At 75.4% G+C, this 22,101-nt stretch carries 19 protein-coding genes; 11 read left to right on the plus strand and 8 right to left on the minus strand.

Annotated elements, in window-relative coordinates:
* Positions 1 to 128 precede the first annotated feature (128 nt).
* Together ACWDBE_RS28055 and ACWDBE_RS28060 are read left to right on the plus strand one after the other, a co-directional pair.
* Positions 129 to 2,798, plus strand: coding sequence for a BTAD domain-containing putative transcriptional regulator (locus ACWDBE_RS28055; RefSeq protein ID WP_449809440.1), 2,670 nt, complete (start codon positions 129 to 131; stop codon positions 2,796 to 2,798).
* 318 nt (positions 2,799 to 3,116) lie between these two features.
* On the plus strand, positions 3,117 to 5,486 hold the full coding sequence (locus ACWDBE_RS28060; protein WP_449809441.1) for an ATP-binding protein: 2,370 nt from the start codon (positions 3,117 to 3,119) through the stop codon (positions 5,484 to 5,486).
* A 71-nt stretch (positions 5,487 to 5,557) separates the two neighbouring features.
* Here the strand turns inward: ACWDBE_RS28060 and ACWDBE_RS28065 are convergent, their stop codons facing one another.
* Positions 5,558 to 6,838 (minus strand): serine hydrolase domain-containing protein, encoded by a 1,281-nt coding sequence (locus tag ACWDBE_RS28065; RefSeq protein ID WP_449790688.1) that lies wholly within the window; start codon positions 6,836 to 6,838, stop codon positions 5,558 to 5,560.
* Between the two features lie 338 nt (positions 6,839 to 7,176).
* Here ACWDBE_RS28065 and ACWDBE_RS28070 point away from each other — a divergent pair, with 338 nt between their 5' ends.
* Entirely contained in the window at positions 7,177 to 8,073 is an 897-nt protein-coding gene (locus ACWDBE_RS28070) for an alkaline phosphatase family protein (RefSeq protein WP_449790689.1), read from the plus strand.
* A 10-nt stretch (positions 8,074 to 8,083) separates the two neighbouring features.
* Here the strand turns inward: ACWDBE_RS28070 and ACWDBE_RS28075 are convergent, their stop codons facing one another.
* Positions 8,084 to 9,409 (minus strand): MFS transporter, encoded by a 1,326-nt coding sequence (locus ACWDBE_RS28075; protein ID WP_449809442.1) that lies wholly within the window; start codon positions 9,407 to 9,409, stop codon positions 8,084 to 8,086.
* A gap of 84 nt (positions 9,410 to 9,493) precedes the next feature.
* On the opposite strand from ACWDBE_RS28075, the gene ACWDBE_RS28080 reads away from it, so the two are divergent.
* The 3 genes from ACWDBE_RS28080 (at position 9,494) to ACWDBE_RS28090 (ending at position 10,750) form a co-directional block, all read left to right on the plus strand.
* Positions 9,494 to 10,027: a MarR family winged helix-turn-helix transcriptional regulator gene (locus tag ACWDBE_RS28080; protein WP_449790691.1), complete on the plus strand. Its 534-nt coding sequence runs from the start codon at positions 9,494 to 9,496 to the stop codon at positions 10,025 to 10,027.
* A 407-nt stretch (positions 10,028 to 10,434) separates the two neighbouring features.
* Positions 10,435 to 10,578, plus strand: a complete 144-nt coding sequence (locus tag ACWDBE_RS28085; protein WP_392877974.1) for a hypothetical protein — start codon at positions 10,435 to 10,437, stop codon at positions 10,576 to 10,578.
* A complete protein-coding gene (locus ACWDBE_RS28090; protein WP_449809443.1) occupies positions 10,571 to 10,750 on the plus strand; it encodes a hypothetical protein in 180 nt (59 codons plus the stop codon). The genes ACWDBE_RS28085 and ACWDBE_RS28090 overlap by 8 nt, the downstream gene beginning before the upstream one ends.
* A gap of 13 nt (positions 10,751 to 10,763) precedes the next feature.
* On the opposite strand, the gene ACWDBE_RS28095 is transcribed toward ACWDBE_RS28090, so the two are convergent.
* The gene (locus ACWDBE_RS28095; RefSeq protein ID WP_449809444.1) at positions 10,764 to 12,035 is read right to left on the minus strand and encodes a DUF5685 family protein; all 1,272 of its coding nucleotides are present in this window, start codon (positions 12,033 to 12,035) and stop codon (positions 10,764 to 10,766) included.
* A gap of 231 nt (positions 12,036 to 12,266) precedes the next feature.
* Here ACWDBE_RS28095 and ACWDBE_RS28100 point away from each other — a divergent pair, with 231 nt between their 5' ends.
* The 3 genes from ACWDBE_RS28100 to ACWDBE_RS28110 are packed head-to-tail and all read left to right on the plus strand — an operon-like array spanning position 12,267 to position 15,072.
* Complete coding sequence (locus tag ACWDBE_RS28100; protein ID WP_449790694.1) at positions 12,267 to 12,830, plus strand: helix-turn-helix domain-containing protein; 564 nt, start codon at positions 12,267 to 12,269, stop codon at positions 12,828 to 12,830.
* Positions 12,827 to 14,383, plus strand: coding sequence for an MFS transporter (locus ACWDBE_RS28105; RefSeq protein ID WP_449809445.1), 1,557 nt, complete (start codon positions 12,827 to 12,829; stop codon positions 14,381 to 14,383). The genes ACWDBE_RS28100 and ACWDBE_RS28105 overlap by 4 nt, the downstream gene beginning before the upstream one ends.
* Positions 14,380 to 15,072 carry an alpha/beta fold hydrolase gene (locus ACWDBE_RS28110; protein ID WP_449790696.1) on the plus strand — a complete coding sequence of 231 codons (693 nt, stop codon included), beginning with the start codon at positions 14,380 to 14,382 and terminating at the stop codon, positions 15,070 to 15,072. The genes ACWDBE_RS28105 and ACWDBE_RS28110 overlap by 4 nt, the downstream gene beginning before the upstream one ends.
* A 19-nt stretch (positions 15,073 to 15,091) precedes the next feature.
* Here ACWDBE_RS28110 and ACWDBE_RS28115 read toward each other — a convergent pair whose 3' ends face one another.
* Complete coding sequence (locus ACWDBE_RS28115; protein ID WP_449790697.1) at positions 15,092 to 16,540, minus strand: DUF2252 domain-containing protein; 1,449 nt, start codon at positions 16,538 to 16,540, stop codon at positions 15,092 to 15,094.
* A gap of 265 nt (positions 16,541 to 16,805) precedes the next feature.
* On the opposite strand from ACWDBE_RS28115, the gene ACWDBE_RS28120 reads away from it, so the two are divergent.
* A complete protein-coding gene (locus ACWDBE_RS28120; protein ID WP_449790709.1) occupies positions 16,806 to 17,246 on the plus strand; it encodes a ribosomal maturation YjgA family protein in 441 nt (146 codons plus the stop codon).
* Positions 17,247 to 17,281: 35 nt separating this feature from the next.
* Here the strand turns inward: ACWDBE_RS28120 and ACWDBE_RS28125 are convergent, their stop codons facing one another.
* The gene (locus tag ACWDBE_RS28125) at positions 17,282 to 18,064 is read right to left on the minus strand and encodes an SGNH/GDSL hydrolase family protein (protein WP_449790698.1); all 783 of its coding nucleotides are present in this window, start codon (positions 18,062 to 18,064) and stop codon (positions 17,282 to 17,284) included.
* 336 nt (positions 18,065 to 18,400) lie between these two features.
* On the opposite strand from ACWDBE_RS28125, the gene ddaH reads away from it, so the two are divergent.
* Complete coding sequence (gene ddaH / locus ACWDBE_RS28130) at positions 18,401 to 19,228, plus strand: dimethylargininase (RefSeq protein ID WP_449790699.1); 828 nt, start codon at positions 18,401 to 18,403, stop codon at positions 19,226 to 19,228.
* Here the strand turns inward: ddaH and ACWDBE_RS28135 are convergent.
* Genes ACWDBE_RS28135 through ACWDBE_RS28145 form a run of 3 tightly spaced genes read right to left on the minus strand, consistent with a single transcriptional unit; the run spans position 19,215 to position 22,101 of the window.
* Complete coding sequence (locus ACWDBE_RS28135) at positions 19,215 to 19,931, minus strand: LutC/YkgG family protein (RefSeq protein WP_449809446.1); 717 nt, start codon at positions 19,929 to 19,931, stop codon at positions 19,215 to 19,217. The genes ddaH and ACWDBE_RS28135 overlap by 14 nt on opposite strands.
* Positions 19,928 to 21,322 carry a lactate utilization protein B gene (locus ACWDBE_RS28140; protein ID WP_449809453.1) on the minus strand — a complete coding sequence of 465 codons (1,395 nt, stop codon included), beginning with the start codon at positions 21,320 to 21,322 and terminating at the stop codon, positions 19,928 to 19,930. The genes ACWDBE_RS28135 and ACWDBE_RS28140 overlap by 4 nt, the downstream gene beginning before the upstream one ends.
* 17 nt (positions 21,323 to 21,339) lie before the next feature.
* Positions 21,340 to 22,101 carry a (Fe-S)-binding protein gene (locus ACWDBE_RS28145; protein WP_449809447.1) on the minus strand — a complete coding sequence of 254 codons (762 nt, stop codon included), beginning with the start codon at positions 22,099 to 22,101 and terminating at the stop codon, positions 21,340 to 21,342.

Consider the following 22,101-nt stretch of genomic DNA (forward strand, 5'->3'; position numbering starts at 1 on the left):
GGGTTGCACGGGCCGACGGACGCCGCGCCCGGTGTCGTACCCGCCGGGTACCGTACGGCCGACTGCAGGGCCGGTCGGCCCTATCCTCGATCCGGCCGGGAATCGACGGCGGGGAGGGGAACGGGCGCGTGCACATCGATCTGCTCGGACCGATGGCGGTGCGGCGGGAGGACGGGACGGCGGTGACGCCCTCGGCGCCCAAACGCCGGGCGCTGCTGAGCGCGCTCGCCGTCCGGCTGAACCGGACGGTGGCCACCGAGGAGCTGATCGAGCTGGTCTGGGAGGGCAGCGCCCCGCCCACCGCCCGCGCCGCCCTGCAGGGCCACGTCACGGCGCTGCGCCGACTGCTGGACGGCTCCGGCCTGGAACTGGGCACCCGAGGGGCCGGGTACCTGCTGGCCGGTGAGCCCGACCGGGTCGACGTGCTGCACTTCGGCCGGCTCTGCGAACAGGCGGGCGTGCTGCTCCCCGAGCCCGCCGGCCCGGGGGAGGACGCCACGGCGGACCGGGCACTGTTGCGACTGCGCGCCGCCCTGGACCTGTGGCGCGGCCCGGCGCTCGCCGACTGCGGTTCCGCCCTGCTGCGCGAACGGACCCTCCCGCACCTGACCGACCTGCGGCTGCGCGCCCTGGAGCGGCTGGCCGACGGCCTGCTCCGGGACGGGCGGGGCGGCGAGCTGGCCACCGAACTCGCCGAGGCCGCCGACGGCCACCCCGCCCGGCAGGAGCTGGCCGCCCGGCTGGTGCGCTGCCTGGAGCAGGACGGGCGGAGCGCCGAGGCCCGGGCGCGGTACGAGCGCGCGGTGGCCCGGCTCACCGGGCCGCCCGGTCCGGAGCTGCGCCGGGCCGGCGAGCAGTCCGGTGCCCGGCCGGCCGCTGCCCGGCCGGCCGCTGCCCGGCCGGCCACCGACCCCTGGCTCGCCGCGGACCCCCGGTTCGTCGGCCGGAGCGCCGAACTCGCCCGGCTGGACCAGGTGTTGCCCGCCGCCCGGGACGGCCGCCCGATCCTGGTCACCGGCCCCGCCGGAGTCGGCAAGACCAGCCTGGTCCGGCACTGGACGGCCCGGCGCGGCGCCGCCCACTTCTCGGACGGCATCCTCCGCGCCGACCTGCGCGGCTTCGACCCGGACGGGCCGCGCGAACCCGCCGAGGTGCTCGGCGAGCTGCTCACCGCCCTCGGCGTCGCCCCGGACGCGCTGCCCGCCGAACCCGAGGAACGCGCCCGCCGCTACCGCGAACTGACCGGCGGTCGGCGGATGCTGGTCGTCCTGGACGACGCCGCCGACTACCCGCAGCTCGCCCCGCTGCTGCCCGACCCGCCGGCCACCGACAGCGAGCCCGCCCCGGTCACGATCGTCACCAGCCGCAGCCGGCTGCGCCACCTGCTGGTCCGCACCGGCGGCATCCCGCTGCCGCTGGGCGTGCTCGGCCCCGACGAGGCCGCCGCCCTGCTCGCCCGCGCCCTCGGCGCCGACCGCACGGCCGACGAGCCGGAGGCCGTCGCCGAACTCGCCGAGCGCTGCGACCACCTGCCGCTCGCGCTGCGGCTGGCCGCCGCCCACCTGGCCGCCCGGCCCGACTGGTCCGCGACCGACCTCGCCGCCGAACTCGCCGACGAGCAGAGCGGCCTGGCCGCCCTCTCCGGCACCGGCGCCCCGCGCGGCCCGCTCGGCCTCACCGCCGCGCTGGACCGGACGTACCGCACCCTGGCCCCCGACGCCGCCCGGCTGTTCACCCTGCTCGGTCTGCACCCCGGCGCCGAGATCGGCACCGACACCGCCGCCGCCCTCGCGGACCTTCCGCCCGCCACCGCCCGCACCCTGCTGACCCGGCTCGACGCCGTGCACCTGCTGGAGGAGACCGGCCCCGGCCGCTACGCCCGGCGCGAACTGGTCCGCCGGCACGCCGCCGCGCGGGCCTCCGAACTCGCCTGCGAGCAACGGTTCCTGGCGCTCGACCGGTTGATCGCCCACTACCTCGACGTCACCGCCGGCTGGACGTCCGAGGGCACGGCGACCGGCGGCCGGGCGGACGACTGGTTCCGCCGCGAGGAGAGCGCCCTGCGCGCGGTGGTGCTCTGCGCCGAGCACCAGGACCGACCCACCGCGGCCTGGCAACTCGCCCACCGGGCCTGTCGGTTGTACGAGACCACCGACCACGACCGGACACACTGGCGGGCCGTGGCCGAGGCCGGGCTGCGCGCCGCGCACGCGGACCGAAACGAGGCGGCGATCGCTCGGCTCGCCACCGACCTCGCCGTCCTGCACGTCGACCGCGCGGCCCACCGCACCGCCGCCGACCAGCTGGAACGAGCCCTCGCGGCCGCCGACCTGGCCGGTGACCGGGCCCTGCGCCACGACTGCCGCAGCCGGGTGGCCGCCGCCCTGCTGCGGGCCGGCCGGTACGAGCGCGCGGTACCCATGCTGGGCGACCTGGTGGCCACCGCCCGCACCTCGGCCACCGACCACCTGCTGGTGCGCGCGCTCACCGACCTCGCCGACGCGCTGGTCCTGGCCGGCGACCCCGAGCCCGCCCTGCGCCACGCCGACGAGGCGGTGCGCGCCGCCACCGCCCGTTTCGGCGGCGCCGAGGCCGTCCTCGCCACCCACAGCCGGGCCCGCGCCCTGCACGCCCTCGGCCGCCGGGACGCCGCGCTCTCCACGGCCCGACTCGCCGTCGCCCTCGGCCGTACCGTCGGCGACCCGGCCCTCGAAACCCGCTCCCACACCCTCCTCGCCGACCTGCTGGACGCCCTCGGCCGCACGGCCGAGGGCGCGGAGGCGAGGCGGCTCGCGTAGGGGGTGTCGTCGAACTCCGCTCCGGTCCGTCGGCCGCCGCCGGCGGAAACCGCCGATCGGTCGGCGGAACCACAGGCGGAACTACCGGCGGTTCACCCGTCCTGGAACCGCCCGCGTTCCTCCGTCCCGTCCCCGCCCGACCCTCCTGACCTGGGAGGACGCCATCGGATCGGGCCGAGTAGGAGGAACCCGGCCACCGGGGCATACTTCTGCCTGGAACGAAACCGCCGGAGGCGACTCCAGGCAGAAGTGCGGAACTGAGCGGGACCGAGCGAGTGGGGGCGGGGCATGGCGGCCGGGGGCGGCACGGACACGGACGTGAACGAGTTCAGCCGTCTGCTGGCCGGGCACCGGGTGGCGGCGGGCCTGACCCAGGAGGAACTCGCCGCGGCCGCCGGGGTCAGTCTGCGCGCACTCGGCGACATGGAGCGCGGCCGCACCCGCGGACCGCAGCGCCGCACCGTACGGGCCCTGGCCGAGGCGCTCGGGCTGGACGACGCGCAGGCGCGGGCGCTGGACGGGGCCGCACAGTCCGGACGTCCGCGCGGGGCGCGGCAGGCCCTCACACCTGCCGCGAGCCCCGCCCGGTCCCGCCGGTCCGCCCCGCGCACGGCCGCCTCGGCCCCGACTGCGGCCGACACTCCGAGTGCGGCCGAAGCGCCGGGTACGGCCGACGCCCCGCCCGTGGCCTCCGCCGAGGCCGGCCAGAGCGCCCTCGCGCTGCCCCGCGACATCGCCGACTTCACCGCCCGCGAGGACGCCCTCGCCCTGCTGGCAGAACTGGCGCAGGACGAGCACCCGGCCCACCCGCGCGTGGTGCTGGTCAGTGGTCAGCCCGGCCTCGGCAAGACCTCCTTCGCGCTGCACGCCGCCCACGCCCTGGCGCCGCGGTTCCCGGACGGCCAGCTCTCCCTGGACCTCGGCGGCATGTCCACGCAGCCGCTGTCCGCCCGGGACGCGCTCGGCCAGGTGCTGCGCGCCCTGGGCGTCGCCGACGCCGCGGTGCCCGCCGGGACGGAGGAGCGGGCCGGCCTCTACCGGGCGCTGGTCCGCGAGCGGCGGCTCGTCCTCGTGTTGGACAACGCCGCCGACGAGGGCCAGGTGCGCCCGCTGCTGCCCGGTTCGGGCCCGGCCGTGACCATCGTGACCAGCCGCAACGTGCTGCCCGGCCTGGAGTCGGTGCACCGGCTGAACCTGGACGTGCTCTCCCCGGTCGAGGCGGCCCGCCTGCTGGCCAGGATCGCCGGCCGGGAACGGATCGAGGCCGCCCCCGACGCCACGGCCGAGCTGGCCAGGCTCTGCGGCTACCTGCCGCTCGCGCTGCGGATCGCCGGGCAGCGCCTGGTCGCCCGCCCACAGCAGCCGGTCGCCCACCTGGTGCGCCAGCTCGCCGCGGAGGAGAACCGGCTGGACCTGTTGGAGACCGGCGACCTGGCCGTCCGCCCGGCCTTCGAGCTGTCCTACCGGCGGCTGCCCGAGGAGTCGCAGCTCGTCCTGCGGCGCTGCGCCCTGACGGCCGGCCAGGACTTCACCGCGGAGATCGCCGCGGCCTACGCGGGCCGGTCGGCGGCCCGCACCGAGCTGGTGCTGGAGCAGCTCGTCGACGCCGGACTGGTGCGGGCCGCCACCCCGGACCGCTACCGCCTGCACGACCTGGTGCGGCTCTACGCGGGCGAGCGGCTGGCCGCCGACGAGACGCCCCAGGAGCTGGCCGAGGTCCGCACCCGGGCCGGCCGCTGGATCCTCGGCCGGGCGGCCGACTACGGACTGCGGTTCGACCCGGACCACGCCACGGCCGGGACCGGCACCGACGGCCCGGCACCCGCGTACCTCACCGAGGCCGCCGCCTGGCTGGAGTACGAGCACCCGGAGTGGCTGGCGGCCCTGCACCAGGCGCAGCGGGCCGGCCGGTACCGGGAGGTGGTGGACACCGCCGAGGCGATGCACTGGTTCTCGGACCGGCTGTTGAGCTGGGGCATCTGGGCCGAGGTGTTCCAGCTCTCGGCGGACGCCGCCCGGGCGATCGGGGACCGGCGGGTCGAGGCGGTGCACGTGAACTACCTGGCCTGGACGCACGTCACCTGCCTGCACCGCTACCAGCGCGGCATCGAACTGGCCGCCGAGGGACTGGAGCTGGCCCGCGCGGTCGGTGACCGGGAGCAGGAGGGCTGGGCGCTCACCTACCTCGCCTCGGGCCTGCGCTACCTCCAGCGGCACCGCGAGGCGACCGACGCCTTCCACCGGGCGGCGGACGCCTTCGCCGAGGTGCCCAGCCGCTCGGCGATGATCGGCAGGCTGGTCACCCTGCGGGGCGCCGCCAACTGCCTGCGGGAGTCCGGCCGGGCGGAGGAGGCGGTGGAGTCGCGCCGGCGGGCGCTGGCCGGGGCGCTGGAGCTGGTGGAGCGCTGGTCCTCGCCGCTGATCCACCTGCTCGCGGCCATGACCGCGCACGAACTCGGCCTGGACCGGGCGGCGTTGAAGCGGTGGCCGGCCGCCGAGAAGGCCTACCGGCAGGCCCTGCTGCACTTCGAGGCGGTGGGCCGCCCGGACAGCATGACCAAGACGCTGACCGAACTGGGCACCGCGCTGATCGAGCAGGGCCGCGCCGAGGAGGCCCGCGAGCTGCTCACCGAGGCGCTCACCGACCTGAGCGCGGAAGGACCCCGCTCGGCGAGTGCCCGGCACTGACCGGCACCGACCGGTGTGCCCGCTCCCGGTCGTACCGGGCGCGGGCGCGGGTGCGGGCCGAGCGGCCGGTGTCAGATCCTGATGTCCTCCACCACCGGCAGCGAGTTCACCGGTGCCGAGGCCGGGTCGGCGGCCGGCGTCGACGCCGGTGCGAACGCCGTCCGCGACTCGGCGGCGGGCCGCTTGCCGCAGAAAGCCGGCTCCAGGGTGTTCATCAGCCCCTGCGTCACCGAGCCGTTGTTGGAGGCGTTGGCGAAGACCACCACGCTGCGCCGCCCGTCCGGGGTGGTGAAGGACTGGCTGTTGAAGCCCTGCACGATGCCGCCGTGCCCGTACACGTCCCCGCAGGAGAGCGAGATGCGGCGCAGGCCCAGGCCGTAGGAGATCTTCGCGGTGGGCGTGGGCAGGGCGGCGGTCATCTGCCGGAGCGAGGCGTCCGAGACGAGCCCGCCGTTGCCGCCGGCCGTCAGCGCGGCGAGGAAGCGGTCGAGGTCCTCGGCGGTGGAGATGACGGCCCCGGCGCTCCACACCCAGGAGCCGGTCTGCTCGGTGGAGTCCAGGAGCGGCTTCGTCCGGTCGTCGTTGGTGAGGTAGCCGGTGACGTGGGCGCCGCGGATCGTCTGCTCGGGCACCACGAAGGAGGTCCTGCGCAGGCCGAGCGGCTGGATGATCCGCTCGTTCAACACCTCCGGGAACGGCCGGCCGGTGAGGTGTTCGACGGCCAGGCCCATCAGCACGAAGTCGGTGTTGGAGTAGGAGTAGCGGGTGCCGGGGGTGTACTGCACGCCGTGCTTGACGGACATCGCCACCAGTTCGCGCGGGTCGTACACGGTGGTGCGGATGCGCGCCTCGAACGCGCCGGTGGTCTCCTCGCCGGCCTGCTCCAGCAGGTCGTCGGTGTGGTCGAAGATCCCGGCCCGGTGCTCCATGACCTGGCGGCCCGTCATGGTCCAGCCCTCCGGCAGGGTGCCCTCGGGCAGGTACTCGCGCAGCGGCCGGTCGAGGTCGATCCGGCCCTCCTCCACCAGCTGCATCACGAGAACGGCGGTGAACATCTTGCTGTTGCTGCCGACCCGGAACCTCCACGAGGAGTTCATCGGGGTCCCGTCCAGGTCGGCCAGGCCGACGTTCACCGAGCGGGTCCGGTCGATGGTGCCGTGGTCGCGGATCACCGCGAAGGCGCCCGGGGCCCCGGCCGCGGTGGTGGCCTCCAGGGCGGCGCGCACGCCGGCGAGGTCGGGGGCGGTCGCGTCGGTGGTGGCCCGGCCGGCCGCCGCGGCGGGCAGGGCGCCGGTCGCCACGAGGACGGCGCCGGCGGCGGCCACCGCGAGCGGACGCAGAAGGCTGGTCATCGCCATGTTCCTCGGCTCTCTCGTCAGCTGACGCGGTGTCGGACCGCGTCGGTCGGAGATCACTATCACCGTCCCGGCGGCCGGTGGCAATGTGAACCGATTCGCCCGCATTCTCCGTTGTCAGCGGCGGCCCGACCGGTCTCACCGTCCGTTTCCCACGCCGGGGCCAAGGTTTCACCTGCCGCCGACTACCCATGTCGGCGGCGGAGCCCCATGCTGTTCGGGCGCCTTTCGCGCCGGTCGCACCCCAGGCGCCGCACCGGAACGCCGCATCCCGGCGGCAGGCACCTCCCGTCCCGGGCCCGTTCACCGGGCCGTCTCCCACCCAAGGAATTGTCATGACTTCGTCCACGAAAGCCATGAGCCCCCGCTCCCGTCGCACTGCGACCGCGATCGGCTCCGCCGTCGCCCTGCTGGCCGCCTCCGCCGGCCTCTGGGCGGCGACCGCCACCACCGCGCAGGCGGCGGCCCTGCCCACGCCCGACCACGTCGTCGTGGTGGTGATGGAGAACCACGCCTACTCCCAGGTCGTCGGCAGCAGCAGCGCGCCGTACCTCAACAACACCCTGATCGCGGGCGGCGCCAACCTCACCCAGTCGTACGGCATCACCCACCCGAGCGAGCCGAACTACTACGCGCTGTTCTCCGGCTCCACCCAGGGCCGGGTCGACGACAGCTGCGTGAAGGTCGGCGGCTTCCAGAGCGCCAACCTGGCGTCCGAGGTGATCGCCGCCGGCAAGACCTGGGCCAGCTACAACGAGACCCTGCCCAGCGAGGGCAGCACCGTGTGCAGCAGCGGCAAGTACGCGCAGAAGCACAACCCCTGGTTCGGCTTCGGCAACGTCCCGCTCAACTCGGCCAAGACCTTCGCCCAGTTCCCGGCCGACTACAGCACCCTGCCGAACGTCTCCTTCGTGGTGCCGAACCTCTGCAGCGACATGCACGACTGCTCGGTCGGCACCGGCGACACCTGGATCAAGAACAACCTGGGGGCGTACGCCGCCTGGGCGCAGACCCACAACAGCCTGCTGGTCGTCACCTTCGACGAGGACAACTCGCTGTCCGGCAACCGGATCCCGACCGTGGTCTACGGTGCCCACGTGACGCCCGGCAGCAGCAGCTCCACCACCTACAACCACTACAACGTGCTGCGCACCCTGGAGGACCTGGTCGGCACCACCGGCCACGCGGGCAACGCGGCCTCCGCCGCCGACATCACCGGCATCTGGAACTGACCCGCGGCGATCAGGACCTGATCCCGGCCCGAGCCCCGGCCTGGGGCTGGGCCTCGGCCTGGGGCTGAGCCGGGTTCCGATCCCGGGCCGGTGGCCGGACGGCCACCGGCCCGGGTGCGGTCACGGGCTCGGCTCCGGCCGCCGCCCGGGCGCCGTACCGCCGGACGCCGGGCACCGCCGCCGTGCCCGCGCAGCACAGCGTCACCAGGGCCGCCGTCGCCAGCAGCGGCGCCCGCTCGCCCCAGGCGTCGGCGGCCAGCGGCGCCAGGACGTACCCGAGCGGGGCGGCGGCCAGCGAGAGCAGCCAGTCGTACGAGGTGACCCGGGCCAGCGTCCCCGGCGGGAAGTCCTGCTGGACCACCGTCTCCCAGAGCGGGTTGAGGAAGCCCAGCCCGGCCATCGCCACCGCCTGCGCGGCCACCGCGACCGGCGCCGGGGTCGGGAGGGCGAGCGCGATCAGTGGCAGCCCGAACAGCGCGAGGGCGAGGTTTCCGGCCAGGACCGGGCGGCGGGGCCGCAGCCGTCCGGCGATCAGCGAGCCGACCAGTAGGCCCACCGCTCCCGCCTGGGTCAGCGCCATCCAGGCGCCGTCCCCGCCGAGCCGGGTGGCGGCGATCAGCGGGCCGAGGGTGAGCAGCACGGCGCTCGCGCCGTTCCACACCCCGTGGGCGATCAGGCTGGTCCAGTACCAGTCCCGGGAGCGCACCTCGCTCCAGCCCTCGACGAGGTTCCGGCGCAGCGAGCGCGGCTCGGCGGGCACGTGGTCGACGCGCAGGCGGGAGAGCAGCGCGGCGCTCAGCGCGAAGGACGCGCCGTCCAGCACGAACGCCCAACCGGGCCCGGTGGTGTACACCAGCAGGCCGGCGAGCGCCGGTCCGCCGAGTCGGGCGGCTCCGGTCGCGGTGCCGAGCAGGGCGTTGGCGCGCAGCCGCAGTTCGCCCGGGACGGTGGCGGCGACCAGTGGCGAGGCGGTGGGCATGGCGAAGGCGGAGGCGATGCCGCCGACGGCCGAGGCGGCCGCGATGTGCGGCAGGCTCGGGTGTCCGCCGAGCAGTTCGAGGCCGACGAGCAACTGGGCGAGGGCCCGGACGAGGTCGGTGGCGAGGGCGACCAGGCGCGCGTTGTAGCGGTCCCCGATCACCCCGCCGACCGGCAGCAGGAGCAGCTTGGGCACCATCGCGCAGCCCAGGACCAGGGCGAGTGCGGCGGAGGAGCCGGTGGCGCGGGTGATGGCGATGGCCAGGGCGGCCGGGACCGCGGCGTCGCCGAGGGTGGAGACCGTCCGGCCGATGAAGAGCAGGCGGAAGCCGCTCAGGCGCAAGGGGTGTCGTGTCACGCTCCGCACTTTATTTCGGCAGCGAAATTTCGGCAACGAATATTTTGATGCCGTCGTTTCTGTGGTGGTTTGTAGACTCCTCGCATGGCCGAGCATCCTCCCGAGCGCCCAACCGAGAAGCCCGCCGCGTCCCGCGACTGGACGGACGGTCACGTCGACCGCTGGCAGCCGGTGCTGCCCGGCCTCGACCCGGACATCGAGGCCTCCGTGACCCGGATGTCCCGGCTCACCCGCCACCTCGGCCGGGTCCGCGAACAGGGCGTCGCCGACTATGGCCTGCACAAGCACGAGTTCGACACCCTGCACGTGCTCGCCGGGCGCGGCGGCCACGCCGCCCCCTCCGACCTGCGGGCCGACCTCAACCTCGCCCCGGCCTCGGTCACCGGCCGGCTGGAGACCCTGGAGCGCCGCGGCTTCGTCCTGCGCACGCCGTCCACGGAGGACCGCCGGAAGGTCGACATCGTGCTGACCGAGGCCGGGCGCGCCGCCTGGCAGGAGGCCCTGGAGGTGGTGGGCCGGGAGGAACGGCGGCTGCTCGGAGTGCTGTCCGAGGATGAGCGGCGCACCCTGGCCGACCTGCTGCGGAAGGTGATGCTCGCTCAGGAGGGCGAGGAGTAGCGGCACCCGCCCCGGCGGCCGGGGTCGACCGGCGGGGGCCGTCCCTGGTGCCGATAGGGGCGTGCGATTCGAACTCGTGCCGGTGCCCGACGACGTGGGGGCGCGGCCCCCGGGACGGGCGGGGCTACCCGGTGCCGGCGATCACGCCCTGGCAGGGCGACGTGCCGCAGTTCGCGCTGACCGACCGCGGGCGCAGCGCCGACTGCGCGCTGGAGCGGCTGTGCTCGGTGTGCGGCCGTTTCATGGAACGCCGCCCGGCTGCTGCTGGAGGCGACGACGGCCCGGTAGGACCTCGCCCGGCCGCCCCGGACAACCGCCCTGCGTTCGGGGCGGACCGCACGGGCAAGCACATTTCGCGTCAACACGCGTTTATCTCCCATTGATCGTCGCCGCCTAGCCTCGGGCCCATGGACGAGAGAGCGGCCGAGTGGCCGGGGGCGTTGCCCGAGGGGCGGATGACGGAGCAGGACACCGAGCGGTTCCGGCAGTTGCTGGCGCGGCTGGAGGACTCGCTGGCGGTGGACCGGAAGGCGGCGGGGCGCGATGCCTGAGTGCGCCGAGCTGTGCCCGTCGGCGGTGATGCCGGTGGCCGTCCTGCCGCTCTGGCGGCGCGGCGAGGCCGGGCAGGACCGGAACGCGGACCGGCCCGGAGTGCTGCGGGGGCACCCCGGGCCGGTGGCGGCCGGTCAGGAGCGGGAGGCCGACGCAGCCCGGCGGGGCTGACCGGCCGGCCGCGTCAGCAGTCGCACCCGCAGTCGCACCCGCCGCAGCAGTCCCCGTCGCAGCAGTTGCAGCAGTCACAGCAGCCGGAGCAGTCGCAGCCGGAGCAGTCGCAGTCGTGCCGCTGGCAGAAGCCCTCGCGGCGCTCGCGGCTGAACGGGTCGTTGTGGTCGCAGCAGAGCAACTGGCAGCTGCAGGCCATCAGCGCCCACACGGCGCACCCGGCGAGCAGGTTGCGCGGGTTCGGCGGCTTCTCGCCGGGCGGGGTGAAGCCGGGGCCCTGCGGCACCCACGGCGGAACCGGCGCCTGGCCGGGGGGCGTCTCCCGCGGCGGAGCCTGGTGCGGGTGCTCGCCCGTGGTGCCGCCCGCCGCACCCGTGGCCGCGGCATCGCCCGCCGAGCCCGGACGGCGGCAGCTCGCCCCGTGCCGGGCCGGGCCGAAGACCCGCTCCACCGCGCGCTCGGTCTCGTGCGCGAGCAGGACGTGCACCAGCGCGCGGTCGGTCAGTTCGACCTCGCCCAACGCGAGCCGGATGCCGTGCACGGCGTCCCGGCAGAGCCGCTCGGCCTCGGCGCGGTCGGTCCCGGTGGCGGTCAGCGGGTTCCAGGCGCCGGAGGCCACGTCGGCGGCCTGGTCCTCGGCGGCGTCCAGGAGGTGGGCGAGCCGGCCGAACAGCCGCCCGGCCTCGGCGAGCGGGGCGGCGTTTCCGGGGCGCCCGGCGATCACGGCGGTGTGCGCGAAGGCGGCCGCGGTGGCGGTCTCGGTGGGCTCGGTGACCAGCAGGACGGAGCCGCCGGGCCGCAGCGAGCGCTCCAGCTCGCCCTGCCGGGAGGCCGCGTCGAGCAGTACGGCGGTGTCGAAGCCGACGATCGAGGCGCTGCCCGCGCTCTTCCGGTCCCAGCGCCGGGTGACGGCCCGGGCCCCGGCGGCGACCGGGCGGCGGGCGAAGACGCCGTCACGGTCCTCGACGTGGTCGCGGATCTTGACCGAGGCGAGTGCCAGGGACACGGCGGCGGCGAGGCGGGCGCCCTCGCCCTTGGCGACGGAGGCGGTCCGCATGCCGCGCAGCGGGCAGGGCCCGGCGGTGCGGCGCCAGGAGGAGTCCTCCCGGGCGGCCTGGGACTCGACCAGCACGGAGATGATCAGGCCGTCGTAGTTGGTCGCCGTCCGGGCGAGTTGCCCGTGGTCGTCCCGCAGCGCGAGGCAGAGCCCGCACAGGTGGGCCATCCACGAGGTCTGGAGGCGCTCGGACAATCGATGCCTACACGGTCTGATGATGCCGAACACGCTGGTCCCCCTCGCCTCACGGGCCGCCGACCGGCCACGATTCGGCGCACATCATATGATCGGCGCCCCTCGCGGGCCGAGGCCCCGTCAAGCTGCGGCTTCGAGCGGGACGACGGTCGCCCACCGCTCCTGGGGTTCCGGGGGATCGCGTCACTCCTGAGGTTCCGGGCGGACGGATCCGGCGGCCCTCGCCCGGTGAGTGGATCTCAGATCCGGGATAGCATCACGAATATGGGAATCGACACGGCCGGCGACGAGCGGCTGGCACAGCGGCTCGCCGAGCTGAGACTGGAACACGGGTGGACCCTGGAGGAGTTGGCCCGGCTGGCGGACGTCAGCCGGTCGACGCTGTCACGGGTGGAGCGGGCGGAGGTCAGTCCGACGGCCGCGCTGCTCGGGCGGCTGTGCGCCGTGTACGGGCGGACCATGTCGCGGCTGCTGGCCGAGGTGGAGTCCGGCCCGGACCGGCTGGTGCGCGCCGGGGAGCAGCAGGTCTGGCGGGACGGGACGACCGGGTTCGTCCGCCGGTCGGTCTCGCCGCCGCACGGCTCGCTGCGGGCGGAGATCATCGAGGGCCGGCTGCCGGCCGGCGCGGACATCGCCTACGACCGCGCCTGCCCGCCCGGCCGGGAGCACCACCTCTGGCTGTTCGAGGGGAACCTGGAGCTGACGGTGGACGGCGAACCGCAGCCGCTGGGCCCCGGCGACTGCCTGCGCTACGTCGGCGCCACCAACCGCTTCCGCAGCCTCGGCCCGGGCGAGGCCCGGTACGCGTTGGTGGTGGTCGAACCGTGAGCGCCGCCACCGGCCCGATAGCCGAGGAGCCCGGGAGGAGCAGGGCCCCCGAAGGGTCCGGGAACTCCCAGCAGCCCAAGGAGCGCTTCGACGCCGCCGGGCGCCGGGTCCTGCTGGTCTGCGTCGCGGGCGGCTTCACGACGCTGCTCGACCAGTCCGTCCTCAACACCTCCATCCCCGCCCTGCGCGAGACCCTGCACGCCGGGCCCGCCGACCTCCAGTGGATCGTCGCCGGCTACTCGCTCGCCTTCGGCCTCGCACTGATCCCCGGCGGGCGGCTCGGCGACGTCAGGGGCCGCAAGTGGTTCTTCGTCACCGGCCTCGCCCTGTTCACCCTGGTCAGCCTGGTCTCCGCGACCGCCACCGAACCCGGCGTGCTGATCGCCGCCCGGCTGGTGCAGGGCGCGGGCGCCGGCCTGGTCAACTCCCAGATGATCGGCACCCTCCAGGACGTCTTCGACGGACAGCTGCGGGCCCGCGCCCTCGGCATGTACGCCGTCACCGGCAGCCTCGCCTTTGCGCTCGGCCCGCCGATCGGCGGCGCGGTACTGGCCCTGGCCGGCCCCGAGCACGGCTGGCGGCTGACCTTCCTGCTCAACGTCCCCTTCGGCCTGGCCACCGTCGCCCTGGCGGCCCGCCACCTGCCGAAACCCCGCCCCAGCGCGCGGAACGCCAACCTCGACGTCGTCGGGCTGCTGCTGGTCGCGGCGCTCACCCTGGCCCTGATGCTGCCCTTCGTCCGGCCGCCCGGCTGGACCGGCTGGCTCGCCTTCGCCGCCGCCGCCCTGCTGCTGCTCGGCGCGCTCGCCTGGTGGCAGCGCCGCTACGCCCGGGCCGGCGGCCGGCCACTGATCCACCCGGCTCTCACCCGCTCCGCACCGTACGCGCTCGGGACGGCCACCGCGATGGCCCAGTTCGGCTCCTCGCTGGCCGCCTCGCTGGTCCTGACCATGTTCCTCCAGGACGGCCTCGGCCTCTCCCCGATGGGAGCCGCGCTGGTCGCGCTGCCCTCCGCCGTGGCGATGGGCGTGGCCTCCGCGTTGGCCTGGCGGGTCGTCCAACGTCACGGCCGGCGCACCGTCAGTGCCGCGATGGCCGGCTCCGCGCTCGCCATACTGCTCAGCGGGCTGCTCGCGCACTGGGCGTCCGTCGCCGTCCTGCCCTGGCTGCTGGCGCTGCTACAACTGCTCGGCGGCGCCTCGATCGGCCTGATGGGCTCCACCAACCAGGCGTACGTGCTGCGCCACGCGCCGGCCGAGGCGGCCGGGGTGAGCGGGGCGATCCTGCAGATGGCCCAGCGGATCGCGGCGGCCGTCGCGGTCTCGGCACTGTCCGGGGTCTACCTGCGGGAGACCGCCGGCGGCGGCGGGCACCGCTCCGCCTACCTGACGGCGAGCGTGGTGTGCGCCGCGGTGGCCGGACTCGCCGTCCTGACCTCGGTGTTCGCCGGCCGGGCCGCGGCGCGGGAGCAGCGCGAGGACGAACCGGTCGCGGTGAGCCGAGGGCGACGCCGGTCCGCTAGCCGAGACCGGCCCGTACCGTGGCGGGCATGACCGACGTACGGAACCGGACCGTGGACCTGCCCGGAGCGACGCTCGCCTACCGCGAGAGCGGACGGCCCGGCGGACCGCCGCTGGTACTGCTGCACGCCCTCGGCGAACGCGCCGCCGACTGGGACACCGTCCTGCCGGACCTCGCCCCCGCCCACCGCGTGTACGCGCTCGACCTGCGCGGCCACGGCGACAGCTCCCGCACCGCCTCCTACTCCCTGGAGGCGATGCGGGACGACGTGCGGGCCTTCCTCGACGCCCTCGGCCTCGCCCGGGTCGACCTGGTCGGCCACTCGATGGGCGGCGCCGTCGCCTACCTGCTCGCCCAGGCCGCGCCGGAGCGGATCGACCGGCTGGTCCTGGAGGACATCCCCGCGCTGTACCCGCGCCCGGCGAGCGCGCTGCCCGAGGACCCGGACCCGGACGTGCACTTCGACTGGGCGATGGTCCGGGCGGTCCGGGCCCAGCTCGACGACCCCGACCCGGCCTGGCGGGCGGGCCTGGCCCGGATCACCGCCCGCACGCTGGCGGTGGCGGGCGGCCCGGCCAGCCACATCCCGCAGGAGCGGATCGCCGAACTCGCCCGGCTGATCCCGGACTGCCGCCTGGTCACCGTCGAGGCCGGGCACCTGGTGCACGCGGCCCGGCCGGCGGAGTTCGTCGCCGCGGTGGCGCCGTTCCTGGCCCGCTGAACCGCCGGGGCCGGGCGGATCAGACGCCGTGCTCGACGGGCAGCCGCCCGTTGCGCACCGCCGTCAGCAGGTCCGCGTGGTCGGCCTCGGTGCGGTCCGCGTAGGCCACCGCGAAGGCGGCGACCGCCTCGTCCAGCGCCTCGCTCTTGCCGCAGTACCCGGCCAGCAGGCCCGGGTCGACGGTGTGCGAGTGCGCCCGGGCCAGCAGGGCGCCGGTGATCCGGGCGTAGTCGTCCAACTGCGAGGGCTGCAGCGCGGCCGGGTCGACACTGCCCTTGCGGTTACGGAACTGCCGTACCTGGTACGGGAGTCCGTCCACCGTCGTCCAGCCCAGCAGGGTGTCGCTGACCACCTGCATGTGCTTCTGGCCGAGCACCACCCGGCGGCCCTCGTGCCCGTCCGGCTCCGACTGCGCCCCGGCCGGCAGGTACGGCAGCAGCACGGACGGACGGGCCTCCTTCACCTGCAGCACCAGCGGCTGGTCGCGGTGGTCGGTGAGCAGCACCACGTACGAGCGGGTGCCCACGCTGCCGGTGCCCACCACTCGGAACGCCACGTCCTGCACCCGGTAGCGGGACAGCAGGGTGCGCACTTCCGCCGGCACCGTCTCGACGTATGGGCCGAGCGCGTGGGCGACGGCGCGGGCGGTCGCGTCGGTCACCTCGGTGAGCACCGGGGGAGCGGCCGTGAAGCGCCAACCGCCGTCCGCGGTCCGGGTGGTGCTGCGGGCGGCGAACCGCGCGCTGGTGTTGCCGAGCGCCTTCGCGCCGACCTTCCGCAGCACCTCGGCGAGGTCGTGCGCCTCGGCGAAGGAGACCAACTGCTCGTCCGCGATGGCGTTCCAGGCGTCCAGTCCGGGGAGCTTGGCGAGCGTGCGCACGGTCCGGCGGTAGGAGCCCGCCACGTGCTGGGCGGCCTCGCGCGCGGTGGCCTCGCTCGCCCCGGTCTCCCGGGCGGCCAGTACCAGGCTGGCGGCGAGCCGCTTGAGGTCCCACTCCCAAGGGCCGCGGACGGTCTCGTCGAAGTCGTTGATGTCCAGCACGATCTGGCCGCGCGCATCGCCGTACAGGCCGAAGTTCGCGGCGTGCGCGTCCCCGCAGAGCTGCGCGTTCACCCCGGTCACCGGGGTGCCCGCGAGGTCGGCGGCCATCAGTCCGGCCGAGCCGCGCAGGAAGGCGAACGGGGTCGCGGCCATCCGGCCGACCCGGATCGGCACCAGCTGGGCTATTCGGCCGGTGTTGGAGGCCTCCAGCGCGGTCACGGCCGTCGGCCGGTCGGGCGCGGGCGTGAACTCCGCATGCCGCTCCCGGGGCACCCGTGTCCGCAGCTCCTTGCCGCGTTCCCGCGCCTGCCCGTCCTGCGCCGAGGCGAACCCGGCCACCGCGAACCCGCGCCGGGTCCGCTCGTCCCGCCCCGCCGTCGGTCCCGACTGCGCCTCGACCACCTCGGCCCCACCCACGTGCGCCACTGTCCCAGCCCGTCCCTTCCGGTCCTCACCCCGTCCGCGACCTGCGCGGACGTTCGTTCGGGGGGATGGACGTACGGGGTGGCGCGGTGGTTCCGGGGGAGGGCGGTCCGCTTGCGGTGTGCGGTGTGCGGTGTGCGGTGTGCGGTGTGCGGTGTGCGGTGTGCGGTGTGCGGCGGGGGCGGGGAGGACTTGCGGGCGCGGCGGAGAGGGCGAAGGCCCCCGGGGCAGCGTGCGTTCGGGGGAGGGGGAGGTGCCGGGTAGCGTGGTGCGGGTGAACGATCTCGGGGGGAACGGTCTTCGGGCGCACCGGCGTACGCGCCTGGCGGCGGGGTGCGCCGCCGTGCTGACGGTGGTGGCCGGGCTGGGCGTGCGCGCGGTGCCGGGCGGGGAGTTCGCCAAGTGCGCCGGGGACGCGCTCTACACAGTCCTGCTGTACGCCCTGCTGGTGCTGGCCGTGCCGAGGGTGCGCCCCGGCCGGGCCGCCCTGCTGGCCGCCGCGCTCAGCTGGGCCGTGGAACTGTTCCAGCTCACCGGTCTGCCGGACGCCTGGGGGCGGCACAGCACGGCGGCCCGGCTGGTGCTGGGCTCGACCTTCAACCCGCCGGACCTGCTCTGGTACCTGGTCGGCGCGGGCTGTGCGGGCCTGCTCCACCGGCTGCTGCGGACCTCACGGGTCGCAGCGGCCGGCGGAGCGGGAGCCGCCTGAACGGGTCCGCCCGGGCCGACCGTCCTGACCTGGCGTCAGAGCGGCAGCAGCTCCGGTCGCTTGGGCTCGAGGTGGTCGCCCGAGGACTCGCCGCGCAGGCGCCGGCCGACCCAGGGCAGCAGGTGCTCACGGGCCCACTGGATGTTCTCCCGCCGCTGGTCGGCGGGGCTGAGCGCGCGGGCGTTCGGCCACGGGGCCTCCGGGTCCTGCTCGGTGCGCAGGCCCAGCGAGCGGGCGGCCAGCAGGGCGACCCGCTGGTGGCCCTCGGGGGACAGGTGCAGGCGGTCCTCGCTCCACGCGTGGCGGTCCTGCACCGCGCGCAGCGACCACAGGTCGGCCACCTTGCAGCCGTTGCGGTCGGCGACGGCGCGCATGTGCCCGTTGTAGGTGGCGATCTTGCCGCGCAGGTGCTTCAGCAGCGGCACGTCCTTGGTGTCGAAGCCGGTGCAGATCAGCACCGTTCCGGCGCTCTCGGTGAGTTGGACGACGGCGGCCTCGAAGCGCTCGGCGACCTCGTCCGGGTCGGCGCCCGGCCGGAGGATGTCGTTGCCGCCGGCGCAGAAGGTGACCAGGTCGGGCTGGAGGCGCCGCACCTGCGGCACCTGCTCGGCGGTGATCTGGTCCAGCAGTCGGCCGCGCACCGCGAGGTTGGCGTAGCGGAAGGCGCCCGGCGGGCGTCCGGCGGCGAGGAGCCCGGCGAGGCGGTCGGCCCACCCGGCGAACCTGCCGTCGACGCCGGGATCGTTCAGGCCCTCGGTGAAGCTGTCCCCGAGGGCGGCATACGAATCGAGGTCAAGGGTCTCCTGGAGATTCGGCATGAAGGAGATAGTTCACCCAATCAAGTGACCTACGCCACCGTAGGTGACCCCGGCGGCACGTGAGATGGGCCACGTGACCTCTCGGCCCTCTCCGCCGGGCGCCCGGCGGCTGCCGCCCGGCCACGGCGGCTGCCACCGGATGCCCGCGGAACGGCCCCGGCGGTCCGATGCGCCGGTGCCTGCGCCGGGTGCGCGGGGGCGTGCGACCGCCGGGGGCGCCCGTCCGGGTGTGCGAACGGTTCCGCCGGGGCAGCCGCCTTGGGAACGAAGGTGTTCGGCCCCGGGAGCCCCGAACTCCGTGCGACGAACTCCCCGCGATCCAAGGATGGTTGAGCCATGCTCACGCAGACTCCGGAGCGCCACGCCCGGCCGCGGCGCTACCTGATGTGCCGGCCGACGCACTTCACCGTGGACTACACGATCAACCCGTGGATGGACCCCTCCCAGCCCACCGACACCGCGCTCGCCCTGCGGCAGTGGGAGCGGCTCTACTGGACGTACCGCCGGCTCGGCCACACCGTCGAGCTGATCGACCCGGTTCCCGGCCTGCCCGACATGGTGTACGCCGCCAACGGCGCCACCGTGCTGGACGGCCGGGCCCTGGTCGCCACCTTCCGCCACCCGGAGCGGGCCGCCGAGTCGGAGGCCTACCAGGCCTGGTTCCGCGAGCGCGGCTACCGCGAGGTGCGCCGCGCCGGGCACGTCAACGAGGGCGAGGGCGACCACCTGGTGGTGGGCCGCCGGGTGCTCGCCGGGACGGGCTTCCGCACCTCGCGCGCCGCGCACGCCGAGGCCGGGGAGCTGTTCGGCGTCCCCGTGGTCAGCCTGACCCTGGTCGACCCGCGCTTCTACCACCTGGACACCGCACTGGCGGTGCTCGGCGACGACCACGTCATGTATTACCCGGAGGCCTTCGACGCCGACAGCCGCTCGGTGCTGCGCGCGCTCTACCCGGACGCGATCCTCGCCGACCGCGCCGACGCCGAGGTGTTCGGGCTCAACGCGGTCTCCGACGGCCGCCGGGTGCTGCTGCCGGAGGCCGCCAAGAACCTGGCCGGCCGTCTGGTCGAGCACGGGTACCAGCCCGTCCCGGTGGACGTCTCGGAGCTGCTGAAGGGCGGCGGCGGGGCGAAGTGCTGCACCCTGGAGCTCAGGCCGGAGTGAGGGCCCGCCCGGAGCTTCCCGGCGCCGTGACCAGCAGCACCTCCAGGGTGCGCGGCCCGTGCACCCCCTCCACCCGGTCCAGCTCGATGTCGCTGGTGGCGGACGGCCCGGAGATCCAGGTCTGCGGCCGTACCGGATCGAGTCGTGGCAGCGCCAGCGGCACCGAGGCGACGACCTGCTCCGGCACCCGCACCACGCAGACGTGGTGGTCCGGGACGAGTGAGAGCAGCCGCCGCCCCTGGCCGGGGCCCGCGTCCAGCACGATCGTCCCGGTCTCGGCGACGGCCAGCGCGCAGCCGGTCACCACGCTGTCCACCGCGTCCAGTCGGGCGGCGGTCAACGTCCCGTCGTCCGGGAGGAGTTCGATCCCCTCGGCCTCGGCCTCGGTGAGCCAGGCGGGCGGCAGCCCGGCGGGCACCACGGCCGTCCGGCTGCCCCGCTCGACCAGCAACCCGGCGATCCTCCCGGGCAGTTCGTCCTCGGGGCAGCGGTGCACCAGGGCCCGGTAGTCGGCCAGGTTGCGGTGCAGCAGGTCGAGCAGCGCCGCCGGGTCGTCCGTCGGCACGTGTGCGGCCAGGTAGTCGCGGGGCAGTGGCTGTTCGGCGACGGCGGCGGTGTCGCCGAGCGCGGCCCGGATCCGGCCGAGGACCAACTCGCGGGAGGTGGAGGGCCGTTCGGGCGGATTGCGGTCGGACGTGGTCATCTGCGGTTCCTCCGCCACCAGTCGCGGAACGGTTCGGCCGGCACCTCCGGCAGGTCCCGGGTGTCGCTCCAGGCCCGTCCGGGCCCGGGCAGCCGGCGCGGGTGCAGCCGCCGGGTGCGGCCGGCCAGCCGCTCGGCGGCGGTGAGCGCCGCCGGGTGGTCCAGCACGAACCCGGCGGCCGCCATCGCGGCCCGCTCCAGCGGGTGTCCGCCCTGCTCGGCGACCCGCTCGCGCAGGTGCACCAGTACCTCGGGGATGTCGATCGCCACCGGGCAGACCTCGTAGCAGGCCCCGCAGAGCGAGGAGGCGTACGGCAGCGAGGCGTCCACCGGGCTCGCGGTGCCGCGCAGTTGGGGCGTCAGGATGGCGCCGATCGGCCCGGGGTAGACCGAGCCGTAGGCGTGCCCGCCGGCCCGCTCGTACACCGGGCAGACGTTGAGGCAGGCCGAGCAGCGGATGCAGCGCAGCGCCTGGCGGCCGACCCGGTCGGCGAGCGCGGCGGTGCGGCCGTTGTCCAGCAGCACCAGGTGGAACTCGGACGGGCCGTCGCCCGCCGTCGTCCCGGTCCAGAGCGAGGTGTAGGGGTTCATCCGCTCGGCGGTGGAGGAGCGGGGGAGCAGCTGGAGGAAGACCTCCAGGTCCCGCCAGGTCGGCACGACCTTCTCGATCCCGACCACGGAGATCAGCGTGCGCGGCAGGGTGAGACACATCCGGCCGTTGCCCTCGGACTCGACCACCACCAGGGTGCCGGTCTCGGCGACCATGAAGTTGGCGCCGGAGACGGCGACTTCGGCGCGCAGGAACTTCTCCCGCAGGTGCAGCCGGGCGGCCTCGGCGAGTTCCGCGGGGGAGTCGGTGAGGCCCTCGGGCGCCGGGCGGCCCCAGGAGGCCATCCGGTCGGCGAAGACCTCCCGGATCTCGGCGCGGTTGCGGTGGATCGCCGGCACCAGGATGTGCGAGGGCCGGTCGTCGCCCAACTGCACGATCAGTTCGGCGAGATCGGTCTCGTAGGCGGTGATCCCCTCGGCCGCCAGCGCCTCGTTGAGCTCGATCTCCTGGGTGGCCATGGACTTGACCTTGACGACCTCGGTCCGGCCGGTGGCCCTGACCAGTCCGGCGACGATCCGGTTGGCCTCCTCGGCGTCGGCGGCCCAGTGCACGGTGCCGCCGGCCGCCGTGACGGACTCCTCCAACTGCACCAGGTAGCGGTCGAGGTGGCGCAGCGTGTGGTCCTTGATCGCCTTCCCGGCGGCGCGCAGCCGCCCCCAGTCGGCGAGTTCGGCGACGGCCCGGGCCCGTTTGTCGCGGATGGTGTGGGTGGCGTGCCGCAGGTTGGTGCGCAGCCGCTCGTCCCGTACGGCCCCGGCGGCGGCCTCGGGGAAGGCGGGCATGCCGAGGAACGCGTGACTCACGACGGCCTCCAGGGGTGTTCCTCGGTACTGGCCAGGATCTCCGCCAGGTGCAGCGGCCGCAGCGGCGCGCCCCGGCGGCGCAGGGTGCCGCCGAGGTGCAGCAGGCAGGAGTTGTCGGCGCCGCACAGCACACGGGCGCCGGTGCTCAGCGCGTGGGCGGTCTTGTCTTCGGCCATGGCGGCCGACACCGCCGCGTTCTTGACCGCGAAGGTGCCGCCGAAGCCGCAGCACTCCTCCGCCCCGGGCAGCTCGACCAGTTCCAGGCCCCTGACGGCGCCCAGCAGCCGGCGCGGGCGCTCACCGAGGCCGAGCAGGCGCAGGCCGTGGCAGGACGGGTGGTAGGTGACGGTGTGCGGGAAGTACGCGCCGACGTCCTCGACGCCGAGCACGTCGGTCAGGAACTCGGTCAGTTCGACCACTCGGGGCACCAGCGCGGTGGCCAGGTCGGCGAGTTCGGTGCCCCGGCCCTCGGTGGCGGCCCTGGCGCCGATCCGGGGGTAGTTGTCCCGGACCATCGCCACGCAGGATCCCGAGGGCGTCACCACGTGGTCGTACCCGGCGAAGGCCCTCGCCGTCCGTCGGAGCAGCGGCTCGCAGGCCCTGCGGTAGCCGGTGTTGTACTGCGGCTGCCCGCAACAGGTCTGCCCGGCGGGGAAGTCCACCGCAACGCCGAGCCGTTCCAGCACCCGGACGGTGGCCACCGCCGTGGCGGGGAACAGCGCGTCGTTGACGCAGGTGGCGAACAGCGCGACCCGCAT

The sequence above is a fragment of the Kitasatospora sp. NPDC001132 genome, assembly GCF_053598415.1.